General features: G+C 44.4%; 25 protein-coding genes and 2 pseudogenes. 25 read left to right on the forward strand and 2 right to left on the reverse strand.

The window, feature by feature from the left end:
* Positions 1–30 precede the first annotated feature (30 nt).
* The 15 genes from Xbud_RS11485 (at position 31) to Xbud_RS11550 (ending at position 13391) form a co-directional block, all read left to right on the forward strand.
* Positions 31–300, forward strand: coding sequence for an Ogr/Delta-like zinc finger protein (locus Xbud_RS11485; RefSeq protein ID WP_099136193.1), 270 nt, complete (start codon positions 31–33; stop codon positions 298–300).
* Between the two features lie 312 nt (positions 301–612).
* On the forward strand, positions 613–1224 hold the full coding sequence (locus Xbud_RS11490; RefSeq protein ID WP_244589923.1) for a phage tail protein: 612 nt from the start codon (positions 613–615) through the stop codon (positions 1222–1224).
* A 79-nt stretch (positions 1225–1303) separates the two neighbouring features.
* On the forward strand, positions 1304–2419 hold the full coding sequence (locus tag Xbud_RS11495) for a DUF2586 domain-containing protein (protein ID WP_209028677.1): 1116 nt from the start codon (positions 1304–1306) through the stop codon (positions 2417–2419).
* A complete protein-coding gene (locus Xbud_RS11500; RefSeq protein WP_038266791.1) occupies positions 2420–2875 on the forward strand; it encodes a DUF2597 family protein in 456 nt (151 codons plus the stop codon).
* A 137-nt stretch (positions 2876–3012) separates the two neighbouring features.
* Entirely contained in the window at positions 3013–3282 is a 270-nt protein-coding gene (locus Xbud_RS11505; RefSeq protein ID WP_099136195.1) for a putative phage tail assembly chaperone, read from the forward strand.
* A gap of 50 nt (positions 3283–3332) precedes the next feature.
* Positions 3333–3473 carry a DUF6890 family protein gene (locus Xbud_RS19820; protein ID WP_169923060.1) on the forward strand — a complete coding sequence of 47 codons (141 nt, stop codon included), beginning with the start codon at positions 3333–3335 and terminating at the stop codon, positions 3471–3473.
* On the forward strand, positions 3470–5716 hold the full coding sequence (locus Xbud_RS11510) for a phage tail tape measure protein (RefSeq protein ID WP_099136196.1): 2247 nt from the start codon (positions 3470–3472) through the stop codon (positions 5714–5716). Before Xbud_RS19820 ends, Xbud_RS11510 begins: the two co-directional genes overlap by 4 nt.
* Complete coding sequence (locus tag Xbud_RS11515) at positions 5709–6044, forward strand: DUF2590 family protein (RefSeq protein ID WP_099136197.1); 336 nt, start codon at positions 5709–5711, stop codon at positions 6042–6044. The genes Xbud_RS11510 and Xbud_RS11515 overlap by 8 nt, the downstream gene beginning before the upstream one ends.
* Positions 6034–7218, forward strand: a complete 1185-nt coding sequence (locus Xbud_RS11520; RefSeq protein WP_099136198.1) for a baseplate J/gp47 family protein — start codon at positions 6034–6036, stop codon at positions 7216–7218. The genes Xbud_RS11515 and Xbud_RS11520 overlap by 11 nt, the downstream gene beginning before the upstream one ends.
* On the forward strand, positions 7211–7867 hold the full coding sequence (locus Xbud_RS11525; protein ID WP_099136199.1) for a phage tail protein: 657 nt from the start codon (positions 7211–7213) through the stop codon (positions 7865–7867). The genes Xbud_RS11520 and Xbud_RS11525 overlap by 8 nt, the downstream gene beginning before the upstream one ends.
* 9 nt (positions 7868–7876) lie before the next feature.
* Complete coding sequence (locus tag Xbud_RS11530; protein ID WP_099136200.1) at positions 7877–9904, forward strand: phage tail-collar fiber domain-containing protein; 2028 nt, start codon at positions 7877–7879, stop codon at positions 9902–9904.
* The gene (locus Xbud_RS11535) at positions 9904–10521 is read left to right on the forward strand and encodes a tail fiber assembly protein (RefSeq protein ID WP_099136201.1); all 618 of its coding nucleotides are present in this window, start codon (positions 9904–9906) and stop codon (positions 10519–10521) included. Before Xbud_RS11530 ends, Xbud_RS11535 begins: the two co-directional genes overlap by 1 nt.
* A complete protein-coding gene (locus Xbud_RS11540; protein WP_099136202.1) occupies positions 10521–11246 on the forward strand; it encodes a hypothetical protein in 726 nt (241 codons plus the stop codon). Before Xbud_RS11535 ends, Xbud_RS11540 begins: the two co-directional genes overlap by 1 nt.
* On the forward strand, positions 11218–11754 hold the full coding sequence (locus tag Xbud_RS11545; protein WP_099136203.1) for a baseplate complex protein: 537 nt from the start codon (positions 11218–11220) through the stop codon (positions 11752–11754). Before Xbud_RS11540 ends, Xbud_RS11545 begins: the two co-directional genes overlap by 29 nt.
* Positions 11754–13391, forward strand: a complete 1638-nt coding sequence (locus Xbud_RS11550; protein ID WP_099136204.1) for a hypothetical protein — start codon at positions 11754–11756, stop codon at positions 13389–13391. The genes Xbud_RS11545 and Xbud_RS11550 overlap by 1 nt, the downstream gene beginning before the upstream one ends.
* A gap of 354 nt (positions 13392–13745) precedes the next feature.
* On the opposite strand, the gene Xbud_RS11555 is transcribed toward Xbud_RS11550, so the two are convergent.
* Positions 13746–13967 carry a hypothetical protein gene (locus tag Xbud_RS11555; RefSeq protein ID WP_169923061.1) on the reverse strand — a complete coding sequence of 74 codons (222 nt, stop codon included), beginning with the start codon at positions 13965–13967 and terminating at the stop codon, positions 13746–13748.
* Positions 13968–14363: 396 nt separating this feature from the next.
* Here Xbud_RS11555 and Xbud_RS11560 point away from each other — a divergent pair, with 396 nt between their 5' ends.
* The 3 genes from Xbud_RS11560 to Xbud_RS11570 all read left to right on the forward strand — a co-directional run bounded on the left by Xbud_RS11560 (position 14364) and on the right by Xbud_RS11570 (position 16884).
* Complete coding sequence (locus Xbud_RS11560) at positions 14364–15764, forward strand: integrase family protein (protein WP_099136206.1); 1401 nt, start codon at positions 14364–14366, stop codon at positions 15762–15764.
* Between the two features lie 51 nt (positions 15765–15815).
* On the forward strand, positions 15816–16505 hold the full coding sequence (locus Xbud_RS11565; protein WP_099136207.1) for a hypothetical protein: 690 nt from the start codon (positions 15816–15818) through the stop codon (positions 16503–16505).
* A 169-nt stretch (positions 16506–16674) separates the two neighbouring features.
* Complete coding sequence (locus Xbud_RS11570) at positions 16675–16884, forward strand: helix-turn-helix domain-containing protein (protein WP_244589924.1); 210 nt, start codon at positions 16675–16677, stop codon at positions 16882–16884.
* A gap of 101 nt (positions 16885–16985) precedes the next feature.
* Here the strand turns inward: Xbud_RS11570 and Xbud_RS21345 are convergent, their stop codons facing one another.
* On the reverse strand, positions 16986–17177 hold the full coding sequence (locus Xbud_RS21345) for a toxin-antitoxin system HicB family antitoxin (RefSeq protein WP_422645745.1): 192 nt from the start codon (positions 17175–17177) through the stop codon (positions 16986–16988).
* A gap of 233 nt (positions 17178–17410) precedes the next feature.
* Between Xbud_RS21345 and Xbud_RS11580 the strand changes: the two genes are divergently transcribed.
* The 7 genes and pseudogenes from Xbud_RS11580 (at position 17411) to Xbud_RS11610 (ending at position 24513) form a co-directional block, all read left to right on the forward strand.
* The gene (locus Xbud_RS11580) at positions 17411–17770 is read left to right on the forward strand and encodes a hypothetical protein (protein ID WP_099136209.1); all 360 of its coding nucleotides are present in this window, start codon (positions 17411–17413) and stop codon (positions 17768–17770) included.
* A 4-nt stretch (positions 17771–17774) separates the two neighbouring features.
* Positions 17775–20197, forward strand: a pseudogene (locus Xbud_RS11585) (primase-like DNA-binding domain-containing protein).
* Positions 20198–20682: 485 nt separating this feature from the next.
* Positions 20683–21417: an Hcp family type VI secretion system effector gene (locus Xbud_RS21115; protein WP_099136210.1), complete on the forward strand. Its 735-nt coding sequence runs from the start codon at positions 20683–20685 to the stop codon at positions 21415–21417.
* Positions 21418–21419: 2 nt separating this feature from the next.
* On the forward strand, positions 21420–22262 hold the full coding sequence (locus tag Xbud_RS11595) for a DUF6402 family protein (RefSeq protein WP_099136211.1): 843 nt from the start codon (positions 21420–21422) through the stop codon (positions 22260–22262).
* Positions 22259–22654, forward strand: a complete 396-nt coding sequence (locus tag Xbud_RS20520; RefSeq protein WP_244589925.1) for a DUF6201 family protein — start codon at positions 22259–22261, stop codon at positions 22652–22654. The genes Xbud_RS11595 and Xbud_RS20520 overlap by 4 nt, the downstream gene beginning before the upstream one ends.
* 126 nt (positions 22655–22780) lie before the next feature.
* Complete coding sequence (locus tag Xbud_RS11605; protein WP_099136212.1) at positions 22781–23935, forward strand: phage major capsid protein; 1155 nt, start codon at positions 22781–22783, stop codon at positions 23933–23935.
* A gap of 43 nt (positions 23936–23978) precedes the next feature.
* Positions 23979–24513: pseudogene (locus tag Xbud_RS11610) on the forward strand (HK97 family phage prohead protease).
* The last annotated feature ends 1 nt before the right edge of the window (position 24514 follow it).

A 24514-nucleotide genomic window follows, 5' to 3' on the forward strand; every position in this document is an offset into this window, starting at 1 on the left:
CTGAAAATAAATTGTTTGGAAATAAATAAGATGCGCGTATTAAAGATTATTTGCCCTGAATGTGGTGCCAAGGCTGCTATCAGTAAAACCAATCGAAAGCACCCTGAAATTGCCGATCTTTACTGTCTGTGTTCTGACATTGAATGTGGTTATCGATTCGTCATGAATCTGACTTTTTCGCATACCTTAAGCCCCAGCGCTAAAACTGGCGATAAGTTGTTGCAGACCGTGATCAACAACCTTAATCCACAACAACGCCAAGCAGCATTAGATTTGTTGAAAGTCAGCTCTGCTGCTTGATATAACGTCATGTTTTATCAAACCATATCTATGGGGTGAATTCAGTCACCCCTATCACTTCAGTCAAATAGCCTCAATTTCTTCATACTTACATCTCATTGCTATTTTATTTGGCTGTTTAATCATCAGTAGCTGCTTTGTCGGACAATTACGCGATGGAGAATTAGGTCATTAATAAAGAAGCACCTTAATTTGCAGATAATTTCGATTTGAATCGGCTATTGATTCATATCCGAATTTATCAGAACTAAACCCTTCGCAGCATTTTAATAGATCCGCAATAATACATTTGATTCAAACGGAAGGGGTTATGTGTGGGAACGCATCGGCGAAGGATTGCTACCCGCTTATGAGCTAAAGCGGCTTTTTACCCGTAGTTTTTTACCCGTAAAGAATGAAAGGATTGAAACTGAAAGCGGTATGCATGAAATGAATAAATTACAGCAATTAACAACATTTTTACGGGAAAACCTACCAGAATTCACGTGTAAAACGGAATTTACCAGTGAAACGGGAGAAATCCGCTTTATTCAGGCTCAACGGGATTTAGGGTTGGGACAATACCAGATGTTTATCCAAAAGTATAAAGCAGTGATTAAGTGGGCGAGTTTTCCACACAGGGAATATGATCCCCGATATATCTCACTGTTAATCAACGCCTGGCTGACAGAGCAAAATGATGAATTGAGGGATCGCAATCAGGGACAGGAATGCCCAACTATGACTGTCAAAGTGAATGAAGAAACTGCTGTTGTCGTGGTGTCGTTATCACTGTCAGAGCCTGTGATTATGCGTGAGGATAAAAACGGTATTGTCCCCTTTGATGGTAAGCGTTGGCTGCTGGCAAACCCTGAAATCTGGTTTGCTGAAAATGATGTTATTCATATTGTGGACGAATCAGGAACACCTGTTGGACAAATCTGACGATGATTAATGGGCAGATTTAAGGAATTGCAAAACACATCTGCAACCTTGAACAAATAAAACATAAATAAAGGAATAAATTATGTGGCCACATGTGCAGGTTAACCAAGTTAACCAACTGCAAGGCGAAACCAAGGAAATAGAGCGCGTATTGCTCTTTGTTGGAACGGGAAAAACCAACACAGGCAAAACAATCTCTGTAAATACTCAGACGGATTTTGATTCTGTATTGGGAACAACAGATACCGCTCTGAAACGTAATGTACTGGCTGCGATGGCAAACGCAGGACAAAACTGGTCTGGGTATGTCCATGTTTTGCCGGAATCGGCAGATGAACTGGCCTTTGTTGAGGTGGTGACAGCAGCACAGCGTGTTGCCAGTGTAGAAGGATATGTGCTGACGGTCGGTGCGACTAAAGCCATTATCAAGGCTGCGCAGACTTTGCGGGCAAATACCATTGCTAAATTTGGGCGTTGGCAGTGGGCTATTTTGGCTGTTGAAGGAACACAGCCGAAAGAAACCTGGTCAGATTATGTTGCTCGTCTGGCTGATCTGCAAAAAGGAGAAGCAGTTTCATCGATCCAATTAGTGCCGTCTCTGTGGGGCAATGAAGCGGGGGTATTAGCGGGCCGTTTGTGTAATCGTGCCGTCACGGTGGCAGACAGCCCGGCACGAGTCCAGACAGGGCCATTGATGGATCTGGGAACAACAGATTTTCCGCTTGATGGTGCAGGGAAGCCGATTGATTTAGCAACATTACAAGCATTGGAAAAATTACGTTTCAGTGTGCCAATGTGGTATCCCGATTACGATGGCATGTATTGGTCAGATGGCCGCACATTGGATGTGGAAGGCGGAGATTACCAGAGTATCGAAAATTTGCGTGTTGTGGATAAGGTCGCACGCCGTATTCGTTTGCAGGCTATCGCTAAAATTGCTAATCGCAGCCTGAATAGTACACCGGGCAGCATCGCCACGCATCAGGCGTATTTCGCCCGTACTTTGCGTGAAATGTCCCGTAGTACGGAAATTAACGGTGTGACATTTCCGGGTGAAGTGAAATCACCTCAGGATGGTGACATTGTTATCACATGGCGCAATAAAAACACGGTAGAAATTTATATCACTATTCGCACTTACGAATGCCCGAAAGGGATCACGGCGAGTTTGTTGCTGGATTTGGGAGGAAATTAAATGAGCCAGCGTATTTCCGGTCAGTCGGTCGATTTTAATATGGATGGAGATCTGGTTCATGCGGAAAAGGTCAGTCTGTCCGTTACTGACAATACAGCCGCCGCCCAAACACAGGGCGTACCGGATGGTTATATCTCCGGTGATGTAACAGCAGAAGGGGAAATTGAACTCAGCACTAAGTATTTGGATATCGTCACAGCCAAAGCACGTGCTGCGGGTTCGTGGCGGGGTATTCAGCCTGTTGATCTGATGTGGTACGCCAAAGCAGGTAATGAGGAAATGAAAGTTGAAGCTTACGGTTGCAAACTGATCGTGAGTGATATTCTGGATGTTGACCCTAAAGGCGGCAGCGTGATGACACATAAAATTAAATTTGTTGTCACTTCACCTGATTTTGTGCGTATTAATGGTATTCCCTATCTCGAAGCAGAATTAACCCGTAATCTGATCGGGTAAACACAGATATTCATGGAAGAACATGAGAAAACCTTTATTACATTCGTGTAATTAGGGGGCTCATTGCATCAGGGACGATGTTTACTAAAATAATCGATAAATTATTAATTGATGAAATAAAAGAAAGGAATTAAATCATGACCAAAGAAAATAAAATTATTGCTTTAATAGTTGGCGGAAATGAAATTAAATTTGAGCCAAATATTGTCGCTTATAATAACATGATTAATGATATGACAATGGACAATAAAATTGTGCCGATTGTTACTTATTTGCGTCGTATTGTTCAGTCTGCTTCTAAACCTGCTCTTGATGAACTGTTACAAATTCCGGGTGCGGCAATGCAGTTGGTTGAAAAAATCAATTCCGAATATGCACCAAAACTGGAAATTGAAATAAAAAACTAAATGCACGGGTTAAGGCTATCGACAATAGCTTATTCGAACAGGCCTTAACTTTGCGTCGTCATTATCTACCAAATGAAAATGATGATACGGAAAATTTAGCCCGTGCAATTTGGTTAGATAATCGATATTGGGAATATACACGCATTGCAACTGCAAATGGAATTGCATTGGCATTAAAAGGTGAGCCATGAGTCAGCTCGATTTTATATTAAATCTAGTCAATAGGGTTACAGAACCACTTGATCGTATAAAAAATGCAGTCTCTGGCGTTGCTGAGGAATCACAAAAGGCATTTGGCAAAATTTCGGCGGGTGGGAAAACAATAGCTGACTCATTCTGGTCAACGCATAGCTTCCTTGAGCCAGCCATTCAAATGGATGATGCCCTGCAATCAGCCTCATTACAGGGAATTGATAGCAGTGTTATGGCAAAAATTGCCAAAGATTCTGTAACCTTTAGCTCACAATATGGCAAGTCAGCCATTGAGTTTGTGAAATCAGCGACGGAAATTAACAAAGCAGTACAAGGGCTGGAGCAAACGGAATTGCCCCAGATGACCAAAATTGCCAATACCACCGCCGTTGCTCTGAAAACCAGCTCAACAGATGCGGCGAATTATATGGGGAAAATGTTTGACCTGTTCTCCGATCATGCCGAGTCCGTAGGACATCTTCAATTTGCTGAAGAGCTGTCAGGCAAGGCTGTTTTTATGGCACAGACATTCGGCACCAGTATGCCTGAAATGACACTGCTACTGGAAAATACCCGTAAAGCAGGAACAGATTTTGGTGTGGGGATAGATGAACAGTTGGCTGTATTGGGGCAGTTACAGAGCACGTTGGGAGGCGATGCCAGCCACGCTTATGAGGCGTTTTTATCGGTTGCAACGGGTGGCGCGAAAAGTCTAGGACTGAGCTTTGTTAATGCTTCCGGCCAGATGCTTTCCATGCCGGAAATGCTGCAAAAACTACAGGCCAAATATGGCACAAGCATTGAAGGTAATCTGAAAGCTCAGGCTGAGATTGAAGCAGCATTTGGTGACTCTGCTGTGGTGGTCAAAGCGCTTTTCAACGATGTTGATGCGTTAAACAAGAACATGGCTGCGCTGGGTGCGAATGATGGAATGGAACGTACCCGTGAAATGGCGGCACAGATGGCTGATCCGTGGGAGCGGTTACAGGCAATCTGGGAGAATCTTCATATTCTAATTGGTTCAGCATTGCTGCCGGTTATAAAACCTTTGGTTAATTGGCTCGCGGATACCAGCCAAGTATTAGTGCGCTGGATGAAATTGTTTCCCAATATTGCTCGTTGGGTTGGATATATCACGTTGGCGATTATGAACTTTGCCGTCGTGGGTGCTGTCGCCAATATAGTGATGGGAATCAGTAAGTTTGTTTGGATGGGATTGATTGCCGTATGGAATACGGGAGCATTTATATTATCTTTGCTAACAGGAAAGTTCCGTGTGTTGGCAACAGTCAGTACAGTATTGAGTACGGCATTAACTTGGCTTCGCTCCACCCTGATTTTCACCAATGTAGCAGCCTGGATGGCAGCGGCTGGCCTTACTGCCGTAACTTGGCCTGTATTGGCAATTATTGCTGTTATTGCTGGATTGGTTATTGTAGTTATTAAGTTCTGGCAACCCATTAAGGCTTTTATTCAAGGTTTTATTCAGGGCTTTGGTGAAGCTAGTGGTGCACTTTTTCCGATTGCATCCTTATTTGGTGCAATTGGTTCTGTCATCAGTATTGTTTGGCAGTGTGTTAAGGTTCTGTTTGGCTGGTTTGCTGATTTGTTAGCTCCAATACAATACACCAGTGAAGAATTACAAGGTGCCACTGATGCGGGACGTTCTTTTGGCCATTCTGTGGCTGGAGCTATTGAAGTTATTATGACTCCAATAAATTTGATTATTCAGCTTATTATCGTTCTGGTTTCTCTATTTGAGTTCGCAGGAGAAAAAATATCTAATTTTTTTGAAGATTTTTCTCTGGGTAATATGTTCTCTGGCCTTGGCGATATATTAAGCTTTATTCCGGGTTTCGAAATTGGATCTATTGGAGCCAAAGTAATTGGGGAAATGGTTAATGATCCAATGGAAAAAACAACGGCTTCCAATATGGGAGTGGGAAAAAATACTCAAAAGTTGATAACTCAGTCCAATAATATGTTGCAGGGACAATCCCAAACTATATCTCAGCAAATTATGCCTCAGACTGTGCAATCAGTTAATCCGTTGGAAAGTGAAGGAGTATTAACAGGTGGAAAAAAACTGGGTATTAATAGAAATGGCCTGATGAGTGAAGTGGCGAATAATTCACAGACTATTAATGATAACAGCCGCCGTATTGAAAGTGTGACATTCAATGTTTCCAATGGCATGACACCAGATCAATTTACGGAATGGGAACAAGTGGCCTATGGATGAGCCTAGATATATTGATTTGTTAATTAGTGAGCGTGATTTTACGCTCAATTCAGGGAATGAACCGCATTTCTGTAATAATCGGTTTTCTATTGGACAGGATTGTGTTCACGCGATTATTGAAAGTGGTCTGGCAACAAATTTAATTGCTGAACGCAGTCCGACATTACGTGCGGATATTCAGACTCAGATAGTGATTCTAATCGAAAATGATGAGCGGATTATTCCGGGCACTGTCAGCATCAATGAAGAATCACCGACCAAGTTATGGATCACGGCAGAAACTTACGATTTTGGTCGTATTAATGTGAGTGTGGGAAATGGACACTAAACCAACGATGGATTATGAAAAGGTACTGCGTGACAGCGGGATGCCGACGACGGAAGCCGATATTAGCAAGGCATTCGCTCAGGTCGTGGATGAGGCGGGATTAATCACCAACACCTCGCGCATGTCCCCGTTCTGGCGGCTGATTAACACCATTGTCACGCGCCCGGTACTGTGGCTGAAAGACGCATTAATCAACGTCACGCTGAAGAATATGTATTTAGCGACGGCATCGGGTGCATGGCTGGATATGTTTGCCTGGGGCGTGAACCTGAAACGCAAACCTGCTTCTGCTGCACAGGGGGTGATCCGTTTTTATAAAGCGGCGGGCGCTTCGGCGGTGACGGTGCCTGCCGGAACGGTTATCCAGACTGAGCGCATTAATGGCGAAATCTACCGGGTCAGCACCACGGAAAGTACGGTGATAGCTGACGGTGTGCCCAGTGCTTTGTTGCCCGTCACCGCAGAGGCCGCAGGCGGCGCATTTAACCTTGCACCCGGATATTTTCGAATTCTGCCCGTGGCGGTGTCCGGGATTGTGCGGGTACAGAATGAAGAAGGCTGGTTATTGGCGCCCGGTGCGGATGCGGAGTCGGACGATGATTTGCGTGATCGTTGCCGCAACCAATATAACCTGGTCGGTAACTATCATACTGATGCGGTTTACCGCGGCATGATTGCCACTGTTGCAGGTTTAAGTATTGACCGGATTTTCTTTCTGCATGACGCGCCCCGTGGCGCGGGAACCGCCAATGCGTATCTGTTGCTGGATTCGGGGGTGATTAGCCAGCCGTTTATTGAGGCGGTCAACGATTACATCACCAATCAGGGCCATCACGGGCATGGCGATGATATGCAATGCCTGCCGATGCCGGAAACTCAGCATGACTTAGCGGTCACATTGTTTGTGGTCAGTCTGGCGAACTACAGTCAGGAGCAGATAGTGACCCTGAAACGGGATGTGGAAAACCTGATCCGCTGCGCATTCCGGGAAAACAGCCAGTATGCCGTGAAGAAAACGTGGCCGTACTCGCGCTTTTCCTTTTCCAACTTAGGGCGGGAAATCCACCGTGAATTCAGCGAGATTGAATCTCTGACTTTTTCACTGGGGGATATTCTCAGTGACTTAAGTGTGCCGAGACTGAAAACACTCTCTGTGGAGGTGAAAAATGTCTGAGTTCAGGGAACGTCTTCAACGACTGACCTTGCCCTCATGGATGGATAAAGGTGAGCCTGCCAAACTGCTCAATGCAGCGCGGACATTCTGGTCACAGGTTTATGACTGGCTGACATGGCCGTTGGCCCAACTGGATGCGGAAACCTGTACCGAATCGCTGTTATCCGTACTGGCCTATCAGCGGGATATCCAGCGTTTTAACGGCGACCCGCTACCCTTGTTCCGAAAGCGCGTGAAGTACGCGTTTATCAACGCCAAAGATGCCGGCAGCATCGCGGGATTTATTGCCATCTTTGAACGCCTCGGCGTGGGCTATGTGGAATTACTGGAACGCCAGCCGGACATTGACTGGGATGTGATTATCCTGCGCCTCAGTGACAGCCAGATAGCGGCCAACCCTGATTTGCTGATGAATATCATCCGCCAGTACGGGCGCACCTGCCGTCGTTACCGTTTTGAAGTGATCGCGAAAAACCAGTTATTGATGCGGGTAGGTAGCGTGGGAGCAGATTATTGCGCGTATGCCGCCGCCATACCGACCCAACCATTATTATTAAAAGTGGGGCATATCGCAGGCGTTGCCGTCTGTGACAGTGCCAGCCTCAAGGAAAGTACTGCACCGAACGTCACCTACGGTGCGACATTATAAGGAAATAGTATGTCTTCAGTGATAACGACAGACTTTGAAAAATGGAAAGCCCAGCAAGTGGCCGCAGGTCAGCCTGTGGTGCTGGATGAATTTGTCTTTGCCAATGTGCCGAACCTTGATCCGTCGAAAGAATTCAGTCGCAGTGAAAAATTGCCTGCTCAAAACCAGATTGTTCACCGTCAGGCGGTCAATAAAACCGGACTCGCCAGTGAGAACGCGGTGGCTTACAGCGTCACACTGGGCACCGAAGTGGGTAATTTTGATTTTAACTGGATTGGCCTTATCAGTAAGACCTCCGGTGTCATTGGTATGATCACCCATGCGCCCACCCAGAAAAAAATCAAAACCGCTAACGGCTTGCAGGGCAATGTCCTTACCCGCTCTTTCCTGCTGGAGTTTGACGGTGCAGCAACAGAAACAGCGATTACCACCACAGCAGAAACATGGCAGATTGATTTTACCGCCCGTTTAACAGGCATTGACGAAATGCAGCGCCTGATTAATACCGACAGTTATGGTGAAGCCGCCTTTTTTGGGGATGGCTTTGCGGTGGTGCGTCAGGGCGAGCAGTATCTGGTGAAAAAAGGGCTGGCCTATGTCGGTGGGCTGCGTGGAGTACTGGAATTTGACCAGACATTAAACAGTCTGCGTAATATCCGTGTGTATGCCGATTTTAGTTATCAGGGCAATCTGGTGAGCCAGTGGAAAACCACTGTTAAAATTACGGCTGCAAATGACCAGAAAAACTACGTGGATGCAGCCGGATATCCGCATTATGTGTTTGCTATTGCCCTGATTGACGGAAACGGCAATGTGACTGACTTACGCCGTCAGGGAACATTAAATGCCCGTGATATTGCTGATCTACAAAAAGTCTTAAATCAGGTTCAACAGGACTATGCCACGAAAGCGGCATTATTACGCGGCCTGAATGCAAAGCAACCCAAAGGCGATTATGCGACATGGCAGGAAGTGCAAAGCGGATTGAATGCCAAACAGACGAAGGGTGACTATGCCACAAAAGAAGACCTTAAAACGGGGCTTGCGGGAAAGTTTAATCACACGGGTGGTGAAATTTCAGGCAGTATCGATATCAGAGGCAATATCACTTCTTATGGTGATGTGATACAGGTCGTCAATAATAAAAATAATCAATCCCTGCAACTGGATGTCACCAATGACGGCATTGTACGCATCAATGCCAGAAGAAAAGGCGAAGAATCCACAACCCATTTGTTACCGGGTGGGAGTGGTCAACTCATGCAACTCGGGGACAATGGATTCGCCGGGAAAGGGGTGCTGTACAATCACAACCAGAAGGCACTGGAATCCGTGTTACTGAGAGAATCCAGTCTCTCGCAAATTTTCAGAAATGATACCACCACGACCTTAGCTCATCGGTATTCACCGAGCCTGTTGATGAGAACGGGGGACACCTCCGCCATTCTCTCGGTTGATTTTAATTCGGCTAATGTCAAAGTGACCTCCGTGTTACTGAATAACAACGAAAGAAAAAAGAATGACCTGTATGGCACCGGCAACACGAAAGTGGATAGAAGTGGTTACTTACGCATTGATTCCTCTTCTACTGAATTAGTGGGTGTTCCTGTCGGCGGCACTGTTTTGTGGAACTCATCCGCGCCCATCCCTGCGGATTTCTGGCCTAACGAAGGGCGTGAATTTTCAGCCAGTGACTACCCGGAATTAGCCAGGATATTTCCAGACCTGAAATTACCCGATGACCGCGGATACGCCATCCGTATCGCTGACAATGGGAGGAAGATTGATATGGGGAGAACCGTGGGAACCTATCAGGATGATGCCATGAGAAACTTAACAGGTGCGTTTACCGCGCGGGCTGACAGTGGGGCACTCACGACCGGGGTTTTCAGTAAAGAAGGGGCGGGTCAAACGATGTCATCCGGCCCCTCCGATGTCCTCGGCACCATCCACTTCAATGCCGCCCGGCAAGTCCCCACGGCACACGAATTTCGTATGAAGAACGTGGCTAAAATTTTAATTACGAGGATAAAATAATGAAATACACAACAACGATTCAAAAAGCCCAATTCAACGATAAGGGACTGGCCATCATTGCGGGCTGGGCTGAGGTCTATATCTGCGACCCCATGACACGCGAATATATTCATGCATCATGGGATAATGTGCCGTTCGGCGGCTCAGTTGTTGGCGGTGCTTACCGGGATAAGCCTGACTTACCGACAGAATCAGCGATTGCGGTGATCCGCAGTGAAGATGAAAAGTCGTGGGTATATGTTGCTGACCATCGCGGTAAACAAGCCTACAATACCGACAATCGCCAGCCCGTAGAGATTGATTTCCTTGGTGATTTGCCACCCTCGCTGACACTTTCTGAACCCAAAACGGATTTTGATGTATGGGACGGCAAAAACTGGGTCACGGACACTGACGCACAAAAAGTCGCGCTGATTGCACACGCCGAGTATGAAAAAGCACAAAGACTAAAAGAGGCAAATAATACCCTCACTTATTTACAGGATGCGGTTGATGTTGAGCTGGCATCCGACGAAGAAATTGCCGCCCTGCAAGCGTGGAAAAAATACCGTGTTTTATTAAACCGTGTAAACACATCAAAGGCGCCTGATATTCACTGGCCGGAGCAATCCCAGTAATGCACTGGCAGCGTAAAACTCTGCAACTGTCCCCGAATTTATCGGGGCTATCGGCTGCTATTGTGCCCGTTCATCCGTTTATTTACGGTATCGGGCAGCAGACTGACAGCGGCAGTTACTTAAGCCCAACCAATGCCATTGAGACGCTGGCGACTAAACTCACGGGTGCAGGCGATATCAACAGCCTGATACTGATGGTGTGTGCCAAAACGTATGATGAGTTTATGCAGCATCTCACGCAGTTTTCATCAGTGCTACCGCTGCCTGCATTTGCTCAGGTCAAACGGATGGCAAAGACGGCGGAAAGTCTGGCCACGACCAAAATGCAATTGCCGGGCAAACTGGGTGGCGGTTTACCGCTGCCCCAGCCCTTATCCACCGCAACCAGCCGTCTGGCGGTCAATGCGCAATTGATCGCCAACGCCAACGCGCAGGCCAGTGCGGGTAGCAGTATCGCCGGGTTAACATCTCAGTTAACCGCCTTTACTGCCGCCCGACAATCCGCGTTGCAGCACGTCACCGATGCCATGAGCGGATTGGCGGGAAAGTCAGCCACGGTCTGGGCGTTCTCCGGGAAAGGGAACGGCGCACATGTGGCGGAAAAGTTACGTAAGAATATCCCCGAACCGGACGCGGTTTACACGCTGGCGGTTCTGTTTGCCGGGGACGATATTCGCCCATTAGAAAGGATGCTACATGAGCCAAATTATCATCCTCGCCCTTGATGGTGAGGCCATTCCGTTAAAAAGCCTGACTGTCACGCCGTCAGTGATGTTTCAGGATCAAGACCAGAGCGGGCAGTCTTCCAGTACCGCAGTCGCTGAACAGGGGATTAAGCCGAAAGAACTACGTATCACGGGCATTATTCCCTTTACCGAACAGAAAACCCTGGCGCGCCTGTTTGCGCTGGCGGAAGCCAAAGACAGTGGCAACCTGAAACGCTACCGGGTCGCCAACCTGACCGCACAGGCTATTAACTTTCGTATTGGCACCTTTACGGGCACGATTGATGCCAGCAAGGTGGACGGCAAGCAGGCATGGCAGGTTTCTTTCACACTCAGGGAGCACTTGTCTGTGGCGGAAAAACGTGATTCTCGTGCAGCCAGCAATATTCAAGCGAAAAAACAAACAAGACATGGAGGAAGTGTAGTCAAAGAAGAGTCGGAAGAATTAAGCTGGTTTGAACGCCATGTATTAAAGCCGATTAATGATTGGATAGGACCAGCCAAATAATGACACCGATTAGCCGACTTTATCTCTCCGGTGATGAAATTCATTTGGTTGATTTCAATATCATGCTGGAGCTGTCATCTTGTGGCCGGGGCTTTATCACGGCTGAAACAACCACCGATTATACTGGAAAACTTGTCCGTCTGGATGTGGGTTACCCGGATTTGGTGTTACGCTGGTTTACGGGCTATGTAGAGCGCGCACAACCTGCCCAGAATGGCTACCAGCGTCTGTTTGTGCGTGAGTTGATTGGCGTGTTTGACCGTCTGTGGTCATGCTCTTTTCAGCATCCGACTTTGCGACAGATTGCGGACTGGTTGCAGGAGCATAGCGGGCTAACGTTCACCCTACCGGATGCGACTTATACAGATAAACCTATTCCACACTACACCCACAATGGCACGGGTTACCAATTGCTGGCGAATCTAGGACTGGTCTTTACCATTGAAGATTATATCTGGCACCAATTACCAGATGGTTCGGTTTATCTGGGAAGTTGGAAGCATTCAATGTTTGTCGGAAAGCCCGTCGAGATCCCCAATGAATTCAGCCATAATCAGTCGTCGGGTAATGCTATGACCATTCCGATGATCCAATCATTGCGACCGGGGTTTGTGGTCAATCAGCAGCGGCTGAGTAAGGTCAATCTGAACAATGAAAACATGACTATCACATGGTTGCCCAACGGCCAGCAGGAAAACAGAACCCCCGCCCAGCGTCAGATTGATGCAGCGTACCCGGAATTATCGGCGGGCACGCATCTGCCCAAATTCGCCCGCATTGAGGCACATACCGAAAACACAACCAGCGGCGATATGGCCGACCCGTTCCGCCCGCGCTATGCGGTCGATGTGCAATTGTTGGATGATAATGGCAAAGATGCCGCCGCCCCGGTTTATCGTGCCGTTCCTCTGTCCTTGCCAATGGCGGGCAATGAATCGGGGATGTTCCAATACCCGCCCATTGGCACGGTGGTTGAAATTGCGTTTGAAGGCGGGCGCCCGGACAAACCTTTTATCCGCCAGACCTTGAGTCAGGGCAATACATTGCCTGATATCAAGCCCGGTGAACAGTTGCAGCAGCAGCGGGCGGAAGTCTCACAGCGGGTGACACAGGAAGGCAGTTGGATACGCCAGACTGACCAGACCATTAATGAATCCTCCATGCATCGCGAAATTAAGGCTGACACGGAAGCCCGCACCGTGGTAGCCCGTGACACCACGATACAGGCTACGGATAAGACGGTGGTGTTAGGTACATCAACCCTACTGGCAGGCGCAGTTCAGCAAGTGGCTGACGGGGATTACAGTCTGGCGGCCTCCTCGAATTACCTTGCCTGTGTGGGGAAAGATGCTAATGTCGAAGTCGGGCAAAAGCTGATAGAGAAAATCGGCCTGCTTAAACAAAGCATCGCAGGCGTAAAACAGGAAATCGTCGCACCTGTGGTCTGGGTAGGCAGCCAGCAACTTAACGTCATGACTCTGATGTTAGAGACACTGGATGTGGTCAAGGAACTGGCGGAACTGACCGCCGCTCATACCCATCACAACACAGGGACACCACAGAACGCCAGCGCCATCAGAAACACAGCCCATAAATCCGATGGACTGAAACAGAAGTATTCGCCTGTGATTGGTTAGACAAATCGACCTCGCTTCGGCGGGGTTTATTTTTATCCCCTCATCAAACGTCACCAGACGCACACAGCACCGTTCACTCCTCAATTCACTACTCGCCGCTATGGTTCATTTGGATCTGCGTTACTGTGGCGTGTTCACGCTGTACAATCCCCATGAAATAAAAGTAAACCTGACGTAAAACGCACTACACCGCACCCGCTTGCATGTTTTGGATCAAAAGTGGATCGCGGGGTAAGGGGCAATTATTAAATATTAGTTAATTTTCTTATGTGAAATCAGGTAATTGGACTGTAGGGGAGTGAAAAAACCAGTACAGTAATTCATTGCACTGGTTGATTAATTTTAGAGAAAGTTTTATTCGGAAATTCTTCCTAAAGAATATTTGTGCATCGGATAACCGTCTTCATCAACACCAGGTGCTACAGATAGCAAAACCCATTCTCCACTATTTAATAGGTTATTCATTTCATATTGCTCAGGGCCTCTGACTGTATACTCAGCAACTTCTTTTACTGTAGTAATGTTGAAAGCATTATTTTCTATTTCGATCTCCCATCTGGTTTCGACTACTGGCAAACTCATATTACCTTCAGAGTAAGAGATAATGAAATATTAAGAAATCCCTGTCGCCATTTTGTCACCACTGGTCTATAAAAACAAAAAAGCCACTTGCTAAAAAGTGGCTTAATGTGCTGATTTAACAGATAAAATTTGGTAGCCCCTGCTGGACTTGAACCAGCGACCAAGCGATTATGAGACTGAGTAAGTGGTTTTATTTATTTATACTTGTTATTAATTTTCAATTAATTACAAATTTTATAACTACTGTATAAATCCACATAAATAACCTAAAATACTTGCCTACGGTATCCTATAAGTATCCTAGCGTCTGCAAGCGATTCACAAGATACCCTAATCGTTTGGTAACAATAGAAAAGTTGATTCTTACTTTTTTAATATAGAGGGACAGATGTGGAAACTTTCAAATTCACGAAAGCTAAACTAGAAAGCCTGCCACCCGCAGAACGTGGGCAAGTTGAGTATAGTGATACAGTGGTAAACGGGTTACGTATTCGTATCGGTACGACTGGAGTTAAAAGTTTCTGTATTTCCAGAAAGAGAAAAGGAAAGTTTATCCGTGCCACATTAGGGCGATTTCCTGATTTATCTATTGATAATGCTAGGGCAAAGGCGCTTGAAGTTCTTGGTGAAGTAGCCACTACAGGCCAGAACCCCAATGTTGTTAAGCGTATCAATGAAAAAGCAGTAGTGACATTATCTGAAGCGTTAGACACCTATATTTCTAACAGAGGGCATAGATTAAAACTCACTACTGCCAATCAATATCGTTCCATATTAAAGAACTTTTCCGGTGATTGGCTGCAACAACCACTAGCATCAATAAGCAGGGAACGTGTCGAACTCAGGCATAAAGCAATCACTGAGGGTAGTGTTTGGTTTGGTGCTGATAAAGCAACGTTACGTGCGGGTGTTGGGAGTGGTAGTAACGCACAGGCCGATTTATGGGCTAGGTCGTTAAGGGCTGTTTATCGTTTTGCCCATGACCATTATCGAGATGAAGAAGAAAGGGTTTTACTCCCTGATCCACCTACTGCCGTTTTGAGTACAAAGCGTAAATGGCATGGCACGGTAAGAAAAACTGATCGTATCCGAACACATGAACTTGCACTCTGGTTAAGTGCTGTGACCACTGTTCGGGATAAAGCCGAAAATGGAAGAGATGATGTTGCAGTCGCTGCATGTGATGCGGTGGAAATGGCTATGTTTACCGGATTACGTAAATCGGAGATATTCAACCTTACGTGGGATCGTGTGAATATGGGAGGGCGTTATTTCTGGATAGAAACAACCAAAAATGGCGATCCGCTTGAACTTCCTATTACTGATACCTTAAGGAACTTGTTTCGTCGGCGTTTGATAATGAAACAGGGAGAACAGGATTTTGTTTTTCCCGGTCTGAGAGGTGTTATCAAAGAATGTCGTCATATCATTGATCGTATCAGCGCAGCTACTGTCCCTGAACCAAATTTAGATATGCTCCAACCAATACCATTCAAATGGCACGATGCCCGCCGTACATTCGGTACAGTAGCCGAATTAGTGGGAGTGGGTAACTATATTTTGAAGCGCTTAATGAATCACAGAACATTACGTAGTGCTGATGTTACTCAAGGGTATTTACATTTTGGTGCTGATGAATTGCAGGAGCCAGCTAAAAGAATAGAGCTGGCGATACTGGAACATGCTGGCATAGTAGAGAATAAAAAGGTATTAGATCAAAAAATTATTTCTATTCTGTCTGGAATGAGTGATGAGGATAAACGAAGAATTCTTTTTCAATTATCAGAATAAAGTGCTAAAAATTAATTATGGAAAAAATGTGGTGGATTAGTGGAGGATTTGATGTACAAATACTTATATGGAAAATGGAAATACTTGAAAGGATTAATTGAAGGTGATGGGGGAATTAGGCTTTGTGATATTCGACATTATGTACGACTTGAAAATGAAAATATGCAAGATGATGAGGAGGTAAAGCATTTTGAGTTTCCTCCTGAATCATACCAGTTTTCTATTAATAATATAGATCTGGATTCAAAGGATTTTGTTGGTCAAATAAAATTTGATATTTTTGTGAGACCATGTCTATGTATTTGTTTTAGTAATAAAAAGAATGATTCTGAATTATTTGAAAAATTTGAAGCAGACGTATGTATTGAATTTAATGTTAATTGCCTTATAGAGTTCTTAAAGTACATATTTGAAACACAGTTTAAAGGGGAGGTAATTGCAAAAAATGTGTATTACTACACAGACAATGCTGGTCTAGGAACATTATCTTCACAGGATGCAGTTTTCGCTAAATCAATTAAATACGAACATGAAGATGAGTTTAGGATAGCAGTATTTTTACCATATGATTATGAAACATTGATCACGGTAAATGGAAAAAAATTTAAAGCTTTTAACAAGTGTGAATGTAAGTTAAAGACCATAAAAAATGGTGAATGTCACTGTTATTTTTCATTGTTACATAATGGGTTGGCTGATGGATTCAAATCGTATATTAGAGATGTAAAAAAAAATAATTAGTATCAATGGTTATTTTTTTACCATTTTATACTTTTTTAGTTAATGGTTTTCCTGTAAAAGAACCTGCTCTTCTCCTGTATACAGTGTTATACAAGATGAATCTCTGTCCTAAATTGTTACTTATAAATAATCTATCACTACTGATAATTAATAATATATGGTGCTAAAAATGAGAATACATCCTTCCGCAACAACCTTAGAAAAATTCACCAGAGCAGAAGCCGCAGTTTATCTTGGTGTCACTGCACAAACGCTGGCTAACTGGGCGTATACAGGAAAAGAAAAAATTCCATACCATAAGATAGGTCGTAAAGTTATTTATTTAAAATCAGATCTTGATGGTTATTTGGTTTCAACTCGCCGTGTTCAGACAGCCTAATAAAAAGAAAAAATAAAAGGTGACATTGCAAAAGTCACCTTCGAAATAATTAATTTTTAGGACAAAAGATCTATGAACCGAATTAATAAAATTTATTCAGATCAGCCTTTGGGTTTAATTCCTAATCGTTCTAGTTCGTTACGTCCCAAAGTTTTAAGCCAGTTAGCTAGGCTCATTCCTGATTTTAGGGCTGCATCTTCAAACTGTTCTTTCAGTTCTGGAGTTATACGCATTCTAAATTGTGGGGATTGTCCATCACCTTTAGGGCTTTTGTCTCGTTTTATTGTTGACAAGTGACCACCTATTGAATTAGCTTTATCTTTAATAGGTGGTCACCTTAACATGGTAAAACCTATAAAATCAACGCCCCCGAACAGTGCTACCAACACTGAGCGAGGGCTAACCACCAACGATATCAACACTATCGAGGTAGCTATGTATCAATATACCTTTCTAACCAGAAAGGGCAAAGTCTGTTTGCCTAAAAGCATTCCTATATGCTTTACCTCCATTTAGGAGGTAAGCCATGTTTAAACTCATTGTTACCACCACAAATCAACAGACTGGCGAAACAAAAAAAGAAACGGTTCGATACCGATATAAAACGTTACGTGGTGCAGAAAACGCCGCTAATAATATTCGTCGTGCTTCTATACCAGATGGTGAATCCGTTACTGTTGAAATTATCAGAGAGCAGGAACATAAGCAGCCTGTGTCACTGGAACAAGCCATGTTTCGGGCAGGTCTGGCAACCTCTTTGTTTTATGTCATCCTTGAAAAAGCCAGCACCGAATGCTCTGTCGATTTAAATAATCTGATTGCATTGGCCTGTGATATTAATCAGGAAGTCTATCGCTCACTATTTGCTGTTGTTTACAGGGAGTGAACCCATGAGCAAAACATTTTCATATAAAAATAACGACAAGATTCACCCGATAGACTTTATCTGTAACGTAAAAAAATCAGCCATCAATCACTGGCAAAGCCTGTTGCCAGCCTGTGGTGTTGATGTTCCGGCAAAGGGTAAGCATGGTGCTTGTCCGATATGCGGCGGTACTGACCGCTTTCATTTTATCGATGATAACCATCATGGCGATTGGCATTGTCGCCAGTGTGATGATCCCAATCACGGTGACGGGCTGGATTTAGTGGCAAGAACTAAGGGGATAGCCATCTTTTCCGCCGCTAAGTTGGTAGCTGATGTGTTAGCACTTCCCTTGCCTGAACCCAAGCCAGCTAAAGAGCAGCCCCGAACAGTGAAGCCGATTACTGAACGTATAGCGGCACTGGTTGCAACATTTATTACAGGTGAATCTCAGTATCTGGCTAAAAAGGGGCTGCAATGCCCCAATCAGCGGTTATTGAAAGATGGTTCTTTATTGTTGGTGACTCAGGTGCTGGACGGCACAACCACGGGCGCACAGACCATCAAGCCAAACGGTGAAAAACGCCTTGTTACAGGCACGCAGAAAAAGGGAGTTTTATCCCTGTATCCGAGATTACCGGAACGCCAGACACTTTCATCATCACCGAAGGTTATGCCACCGCTTTAACGGTTAGGCAGTTACATAAAGGCGTCGTGCTGGCGGCGATTGATGAAAGCAATTTACTGACTGTTTCCGAGCAAGTCAGGGCGCAATGGCCAGACGCAAAAATCATCCTTGCTGCTGATAACGATTGGCACGAACCAGAAGAACGGGACAAAAACGGCAGGTTAAAAAAGAACGTTGGTAAGATAGCGGCAGAAAAGGCCGCTATAGCGATTAACGGCTGGGTCGCGCTACTACCTACGGCATTGAAATCTGACTGGGACGATTATCGCCAGCATCACGGCATTGAGTCAGCAACGCAGGCATTCAGCAACGGGTTATATCAGGTTGGAGAGAAAAAACTCATGGAAGCAGAAGCGGTGATTATCCACGAAACGAAGCTCAAAAAGGCCAATAACAATCTGGCACAAATGGCAGCCAGTCAGCGCGGGGCACTATTGGTTGAGCGGTACGGCAAAGTGGCGGTTAATCCTGATAGCGAAATGGTTTACCACTATAACGGTACAACATGGGAAACCGTGTCGGATAATGAGCTGCGCCGCGCAATGGTGGCAATTTTTGACAAGCACGAAACCCCTTACAGCCCAAACGGGATTAATAACGCTATCTATGCCATGAAATTACAAGTGCCAGTTATCGGAGAGTAACGGCAGGATTTAATCGGATTTCATAATGGTGTTTATGATTTATCGGCTCAAAAGTTTACCCCACACCAGCCGGAACACTGGTTAATGAATCATAACGGTATTGCATTCACCCCGCCTGCTGTCGGTGAAAATTTACCAGACCATGCCCCAGATTTTTATCGCTGGTTATCCCATGCGGCGGGAAGCAATGAAAACAAGATGAATCGCATTAAATCCGCCCTGTTTATGATCCTGGCAAACCGTTATGACTGGCAGTTATTTATTGAAGTCACAGGTGAAGGCGGCAGCGGTAAAAGTGTGTTTACTTATATTGCGACATTATTAGCAGGTGAGCACAATACCGCCAGTGGCAATATGAAGGCGCTGGACGAAGCCAGAGGGCGTTATCAGTTTGTCGGGAAAAGCCTGATTACGCTGCCCGATCAGGTTAAATATGTCGGTAAAGGGGCTGGCATTAAGGCGATTACTGGCGGTGATTTAATCGAAGTTGACGGGAAATATGAGAAGCAATTTTCTACGGTAATTAAGGCCGTTGTATTAGCCACCAATAATGAATCGATGAGTTTTACAGAACGCAACGGAGGTATTGCCCGGCGGCGGGTAATATTCCCGTTTAATATTCCGGTTAAAGAGTCAGAGAAAGATCCACACTTGCCGGAGAAAATCAGCCGGGAACTGCCGGTCATTATCCGCCATTTATTAAACGAATTTGCCGACCAGAACAAAGCTAAAAAGTTGCTACAGGCACAGCGCGATTCTAACGAAGCGTTAATGGTGAAAAGCAATTCCGATCCATTGTATCGTTTCTGCGGTTATCTGGTAACCGTCAATGAGTCCACTGGGATGAAGATGGGCACTAAGAACATCAGCCCACGCGCACCGAGAGTGTATTTATATCATGCTTATCTCTCTTTTATGGAAGCGCACGGCTTTGAACGCCCGCTGACACTGACCAAGTTCGGCGAATCTCTGCCTAAAATTATGCTGGAATACAAAAAGGAGTATTAGAAAATGCGAACCAAGAAAGGTTACTCTTATAACGTTGAGTTATCGGAAGAAGCCGAAGAGTGGTTGCAGTCATTGCCTGAATGCCGGAGCTTTAAATCCCCGCTATAAACTTTTTGAATTTAAGTCTGCATTCCATACATAATTTTAAATATCTATCTGTATTTAAAAGAAAATAATAGATGTATAGTTATTTCTTAGCTATACATCAAATATACATTCTCTTCATTAGGGTAAAAAAAGGGTGAACAGAGGGTTCAATGAATGAATATCATATTAATTACTGCAAACCCAGATGTAGCAAGGCTTTGAGAAAGATGTGCAGAGGGTGCATAACTGAGAGGGTGAAAAAGATTTATAGGGGTATCTCTGGCAGGTAAATAAAAGCTGGATGATAGGAGACAGTAAAATAAGGTATCAGCCTGATTTGGTATTACCAGAAATTTAAACGATGTAATATTCTGATTTTATTTAAGAACAGAGATTAATCACAAATTTACTGCTGAATTTTTCTTCATGCTAGAATAGATAAATATTCCTGCTGTATCCTGTTTCATTCATTCGATTTTATCGAAAGTCAGATCACAGGAGACAAGATGTCACACGTTATCTACTTATCACTAAAAGGCAAGAAGCAGGGATTAATTTCAGCGGGATGTTCAACGCCTGAATCCATCGGAAATCGTTATCAGACAGGCCGGGAAGACGAAATACAGGTACTGAGTGTCAGCCATTCAGTAAGCCGCGACCAGAACGCGCATCATCACCCAGTCAGCTTTACCAAGCCCATTGATAAATCCTCACCTCTCTTAGCAATGGCAATCGACGGAAACGAATTACTGGAAGCGCACTTTATGCACTACCGGACAAGCCCGATGGGACAACTGGAACTCTTTTACGAAATTAAACTGACAGGCGCTACGATTGTCAATCTGGCCTACAATTATCCCCATTCCATCAATGACAACGACGTAATCCCCCATGAAGTGGTGATGTTCGATTACAAGTCTATCTCGTGTAACCACATTGCAGCGGGGACTTCGGGCTACAGCATAACACAATTAGCCGGGCGTGAAGAAGGCAGGCCGCTGTTGTCTGGGTTCTCGAATGTGAAGCCATTGATTGAAGAAGCTGTTGTGGCTCTATTTAGCCATAAGTTCATACTGAAACATCAAGGGGATGCTTGCCAAGATATTGCGTATGGTGTGGAAACGGACAAGGGACTGATTGAGGGAATATGTCAAACATCTGGAATGACAAAACAGTTTGATGCCAAAAAAGAAGAAAATATTGAAGTTAAATATTTATTTCAGACAAAAATAGGGATTTGATAATGTCGATTTTTAAGACCAAAACCGTTAAAGGCGGAAAAACAACAGAAATTGAAACCGATGTTTTTTATTTAAACCAAATCCCGGATGCAATGGAAAAAATGGGCTGGGAGATGGCACCAAAATTAATGCGCCATTGGTTTAATACAAAACCTGCCTATACATTTACGGAAGAAGTAAAAACCAAATATGTTACAGGTAAAGCAATAGACATACCAAATGAAAGGATTAATGATTCCATCATAAAAATGCAATGGGCACTGAAATATAAACAACCTAAAGATGTGATGGATGTATTAATTAATGGTTGGGCAAGTAATGCAGGTATAGACCAATTAAAAATTCAATTAGAAAAAGAAGGTGGAAAGAAAACATTAGGATATGAAAAGGATATACGAGAAATAGATACTCTTTCAGTGGTTAATTCTAGAAGATTTGGTTCTAAATTTGATACGATTGACGATTGGTATGGTGCTATGGGCAATTCTAATATGAAGGTAGCTGTTAAAGGCCACGTGGATAAATTAAATAATAAAGATGTTTTTGTCACCGAACAGATTGGTATGTATTTAAAAGACACCTATGATTTCGTCGGCTCTAATGAACCTTTGGGAATTTGGAGTAAAAACGGTATATTAGATAAAGTTAGCTCCGTTGATTATGCGGCTCTTTATGCCAGTGGAAGCTGGATGGTCCTATGGATTAAATACAATGGATATGTTCCTGTAATTAATGATAGTTTTAGAAAATGGCAGAAAAAGCATAATGAAGGCGGCGATTTTATGGTTTTTTCTGATATCTTATGGATGGATCCATTACCACAAAATAGAATCATTCACCTATGAAAACTCAATGTAAATTTTTTTTTAAAAAACCATTATTGGTTTTTTTGCTAATTACTATTTTTATAATATGGATGTTATTTCCATCAACTTTCTTTTCTGGTAATTGGAATAAGGAATTTGAAGTAAAGGATGAAAATGGTCAATATACCGCAGTGGTATATAGAAAATTACCAATATCGCCATATGCAATGTTTAAGTTCGTTATGGGGGATAAATATTTCATTGTTTTATATGATAGTAAAAATAAAAGTATATGGAAGAGTTCTCCATTTACATCAATATCATATGAGGCATTTTTTGCTTCATTTGGTTTTCCAACCCCTAATACCGATGCTTTTATATATCCAACAGATTATGGATATGAGAGCATCCATATAAATAAGTTAGAGTGAAAATTTTTGTAAATATTCTGTATTCATGTTTTCCCTTGTTTAGCCTCTAAATTTTAGAGGCTTTTTTATTATTTTTCACAGTGTTAAATAGTCTTTTAAAGAAAATAACTACTCCAAAAAAACACAATGAAAAAACTACTCGAATTACGTCAGCAAAAAACCGATTTAACCAACCAAATGCGCTCGCTGCTCACCAAAGCCGAAGACGAAAAACGTTCCCTGACAGCCGATGAAGCCAAACAGTTCGACGAGCTGCGCAATCAGTCTGATTCTTTGAATACCGAAATTGCCCGTTATGAGGTTTTATCTGATGAAGAACGCAATCAGGCAAAGAATCAGCCAACCAGTAAAACACTCAGCAATGACGAGCTGCGCCACTATATTCTGACTGGTGAAGCCCGTTCCCTGTCTACAGGAGTCCCCACAGACGGCGGTTATACCGTTATCCCTGAACTGAACAAACAGATCATGCAGCAACTGGCTGATGAGTCCGTCATGCGCCGAATCTGTACGATTAAGACCACACGCAGCAACGAGCATAAACAGCTTGTTTCGGTCGGTGGCGCAGCCGTAGCCCACACGGAAGAAGGCAAGGCACGCGGTGAGACGGCTACACCAAAGATGGAAGAAGTCAGCATCAAACTGTTTCCTATCTATGCCTACCCCAAAACCACACAGGAAATTATCGATTTCAGCGATGTAGATATCTTAGGCTGGCTGACGTCTGAAATTGCAGACACCTTTGTAGACACCGAAGAAACAGATCTGGTGAGTGGTGACGGCAGCAAGAAAGCGAAAGGATTTCTGTCTTACCCTCGTGACACCCAAGCCGACAAGATACGTGCGTTCGGTACGCTGCAAAAGCTGGAAGTTACCAGCTTTGAAGCCGATAGCTTGATTGACCTGAAATTCTTGCTCAAAAATAAATACCGTAAGAACGCGGTGTGGGTGATGAATTCGACAACTGCCTCCAATGTGCAAAAACTGAAAAACGGTAATGGCGATTATATCTGGCGCGAACGTCTGCAAGCGGGTGATCCTGATATGTTGCTGGGTTTGCTTGTCCATTATCTCGAATTTATGCCCGATAACATCATTAGTCTGGGCGACTTCAAACGCGGTTACTTCATCCTTGACCATCAAACGGGTATTCGTACTCGTCCCGACAATATCACCGAGCCGGGATTTTATAAGGTTCACACCGATAAATATTTAGGTGGTGGGCTGGTGGATTCCAACGCTATTAAGGTGCTGGAAATCAAAGGTACGAAAGCGGGTTAACGATAAGGGGCGCGATGCCTCTTAACGTCATGGAGTCTATCGAATGAAGAATGATTTTGAAATCCGCACTGCCTCGCTATCTGCTAGTGATAAGAAACTGACAGGCTATGTGATTAAGTGGAACAGCCGATCACAAGTGTTATGGGATGAGTTTGTAGAGCAGTTTGCTCCGAATGCCTTTAGCGCCAGCTTAACCACAGGCGCAGATATCAGGGCACTTTATGAACCTGCTAGGCCGTACTACGTCCGGTACGTTGCAATTGAGCGAAGATGCCACCGGATTACGTTTCGAATTAACCCCGCCAGATACGCAGCTAGGGCGCGATGTACTGACACTGGTTGAACGTGGCGATATCGCTGGGATGAGCTTTGGATTCAGGGCAATCAAAGATCAGTGGGATACAGGTCAAACGCCTTATATCAGAACCGTCTTAGAAGCCGAACTGCGGGAAATCACGATCACCAGTTTACCTGCTTATCCTGACAGTGGCGTAGAAATTGCCAGACGTTCACTCAATGCGGTTAAGCCCTATGATGCTGATTTGTGTCACTACTGGCTGCAATTATCCGAGGTGTGAT

Source organism: Xenorhabdus budapestensis (genome assembly GCF_002632465.1).
GTDB lineage: Bacteria > Pseudomonadota > Gammaproteobacteria > Enterobacterales > Enterobacteriaceae > Xenorhabdus > Xenorhabdus budapestensis.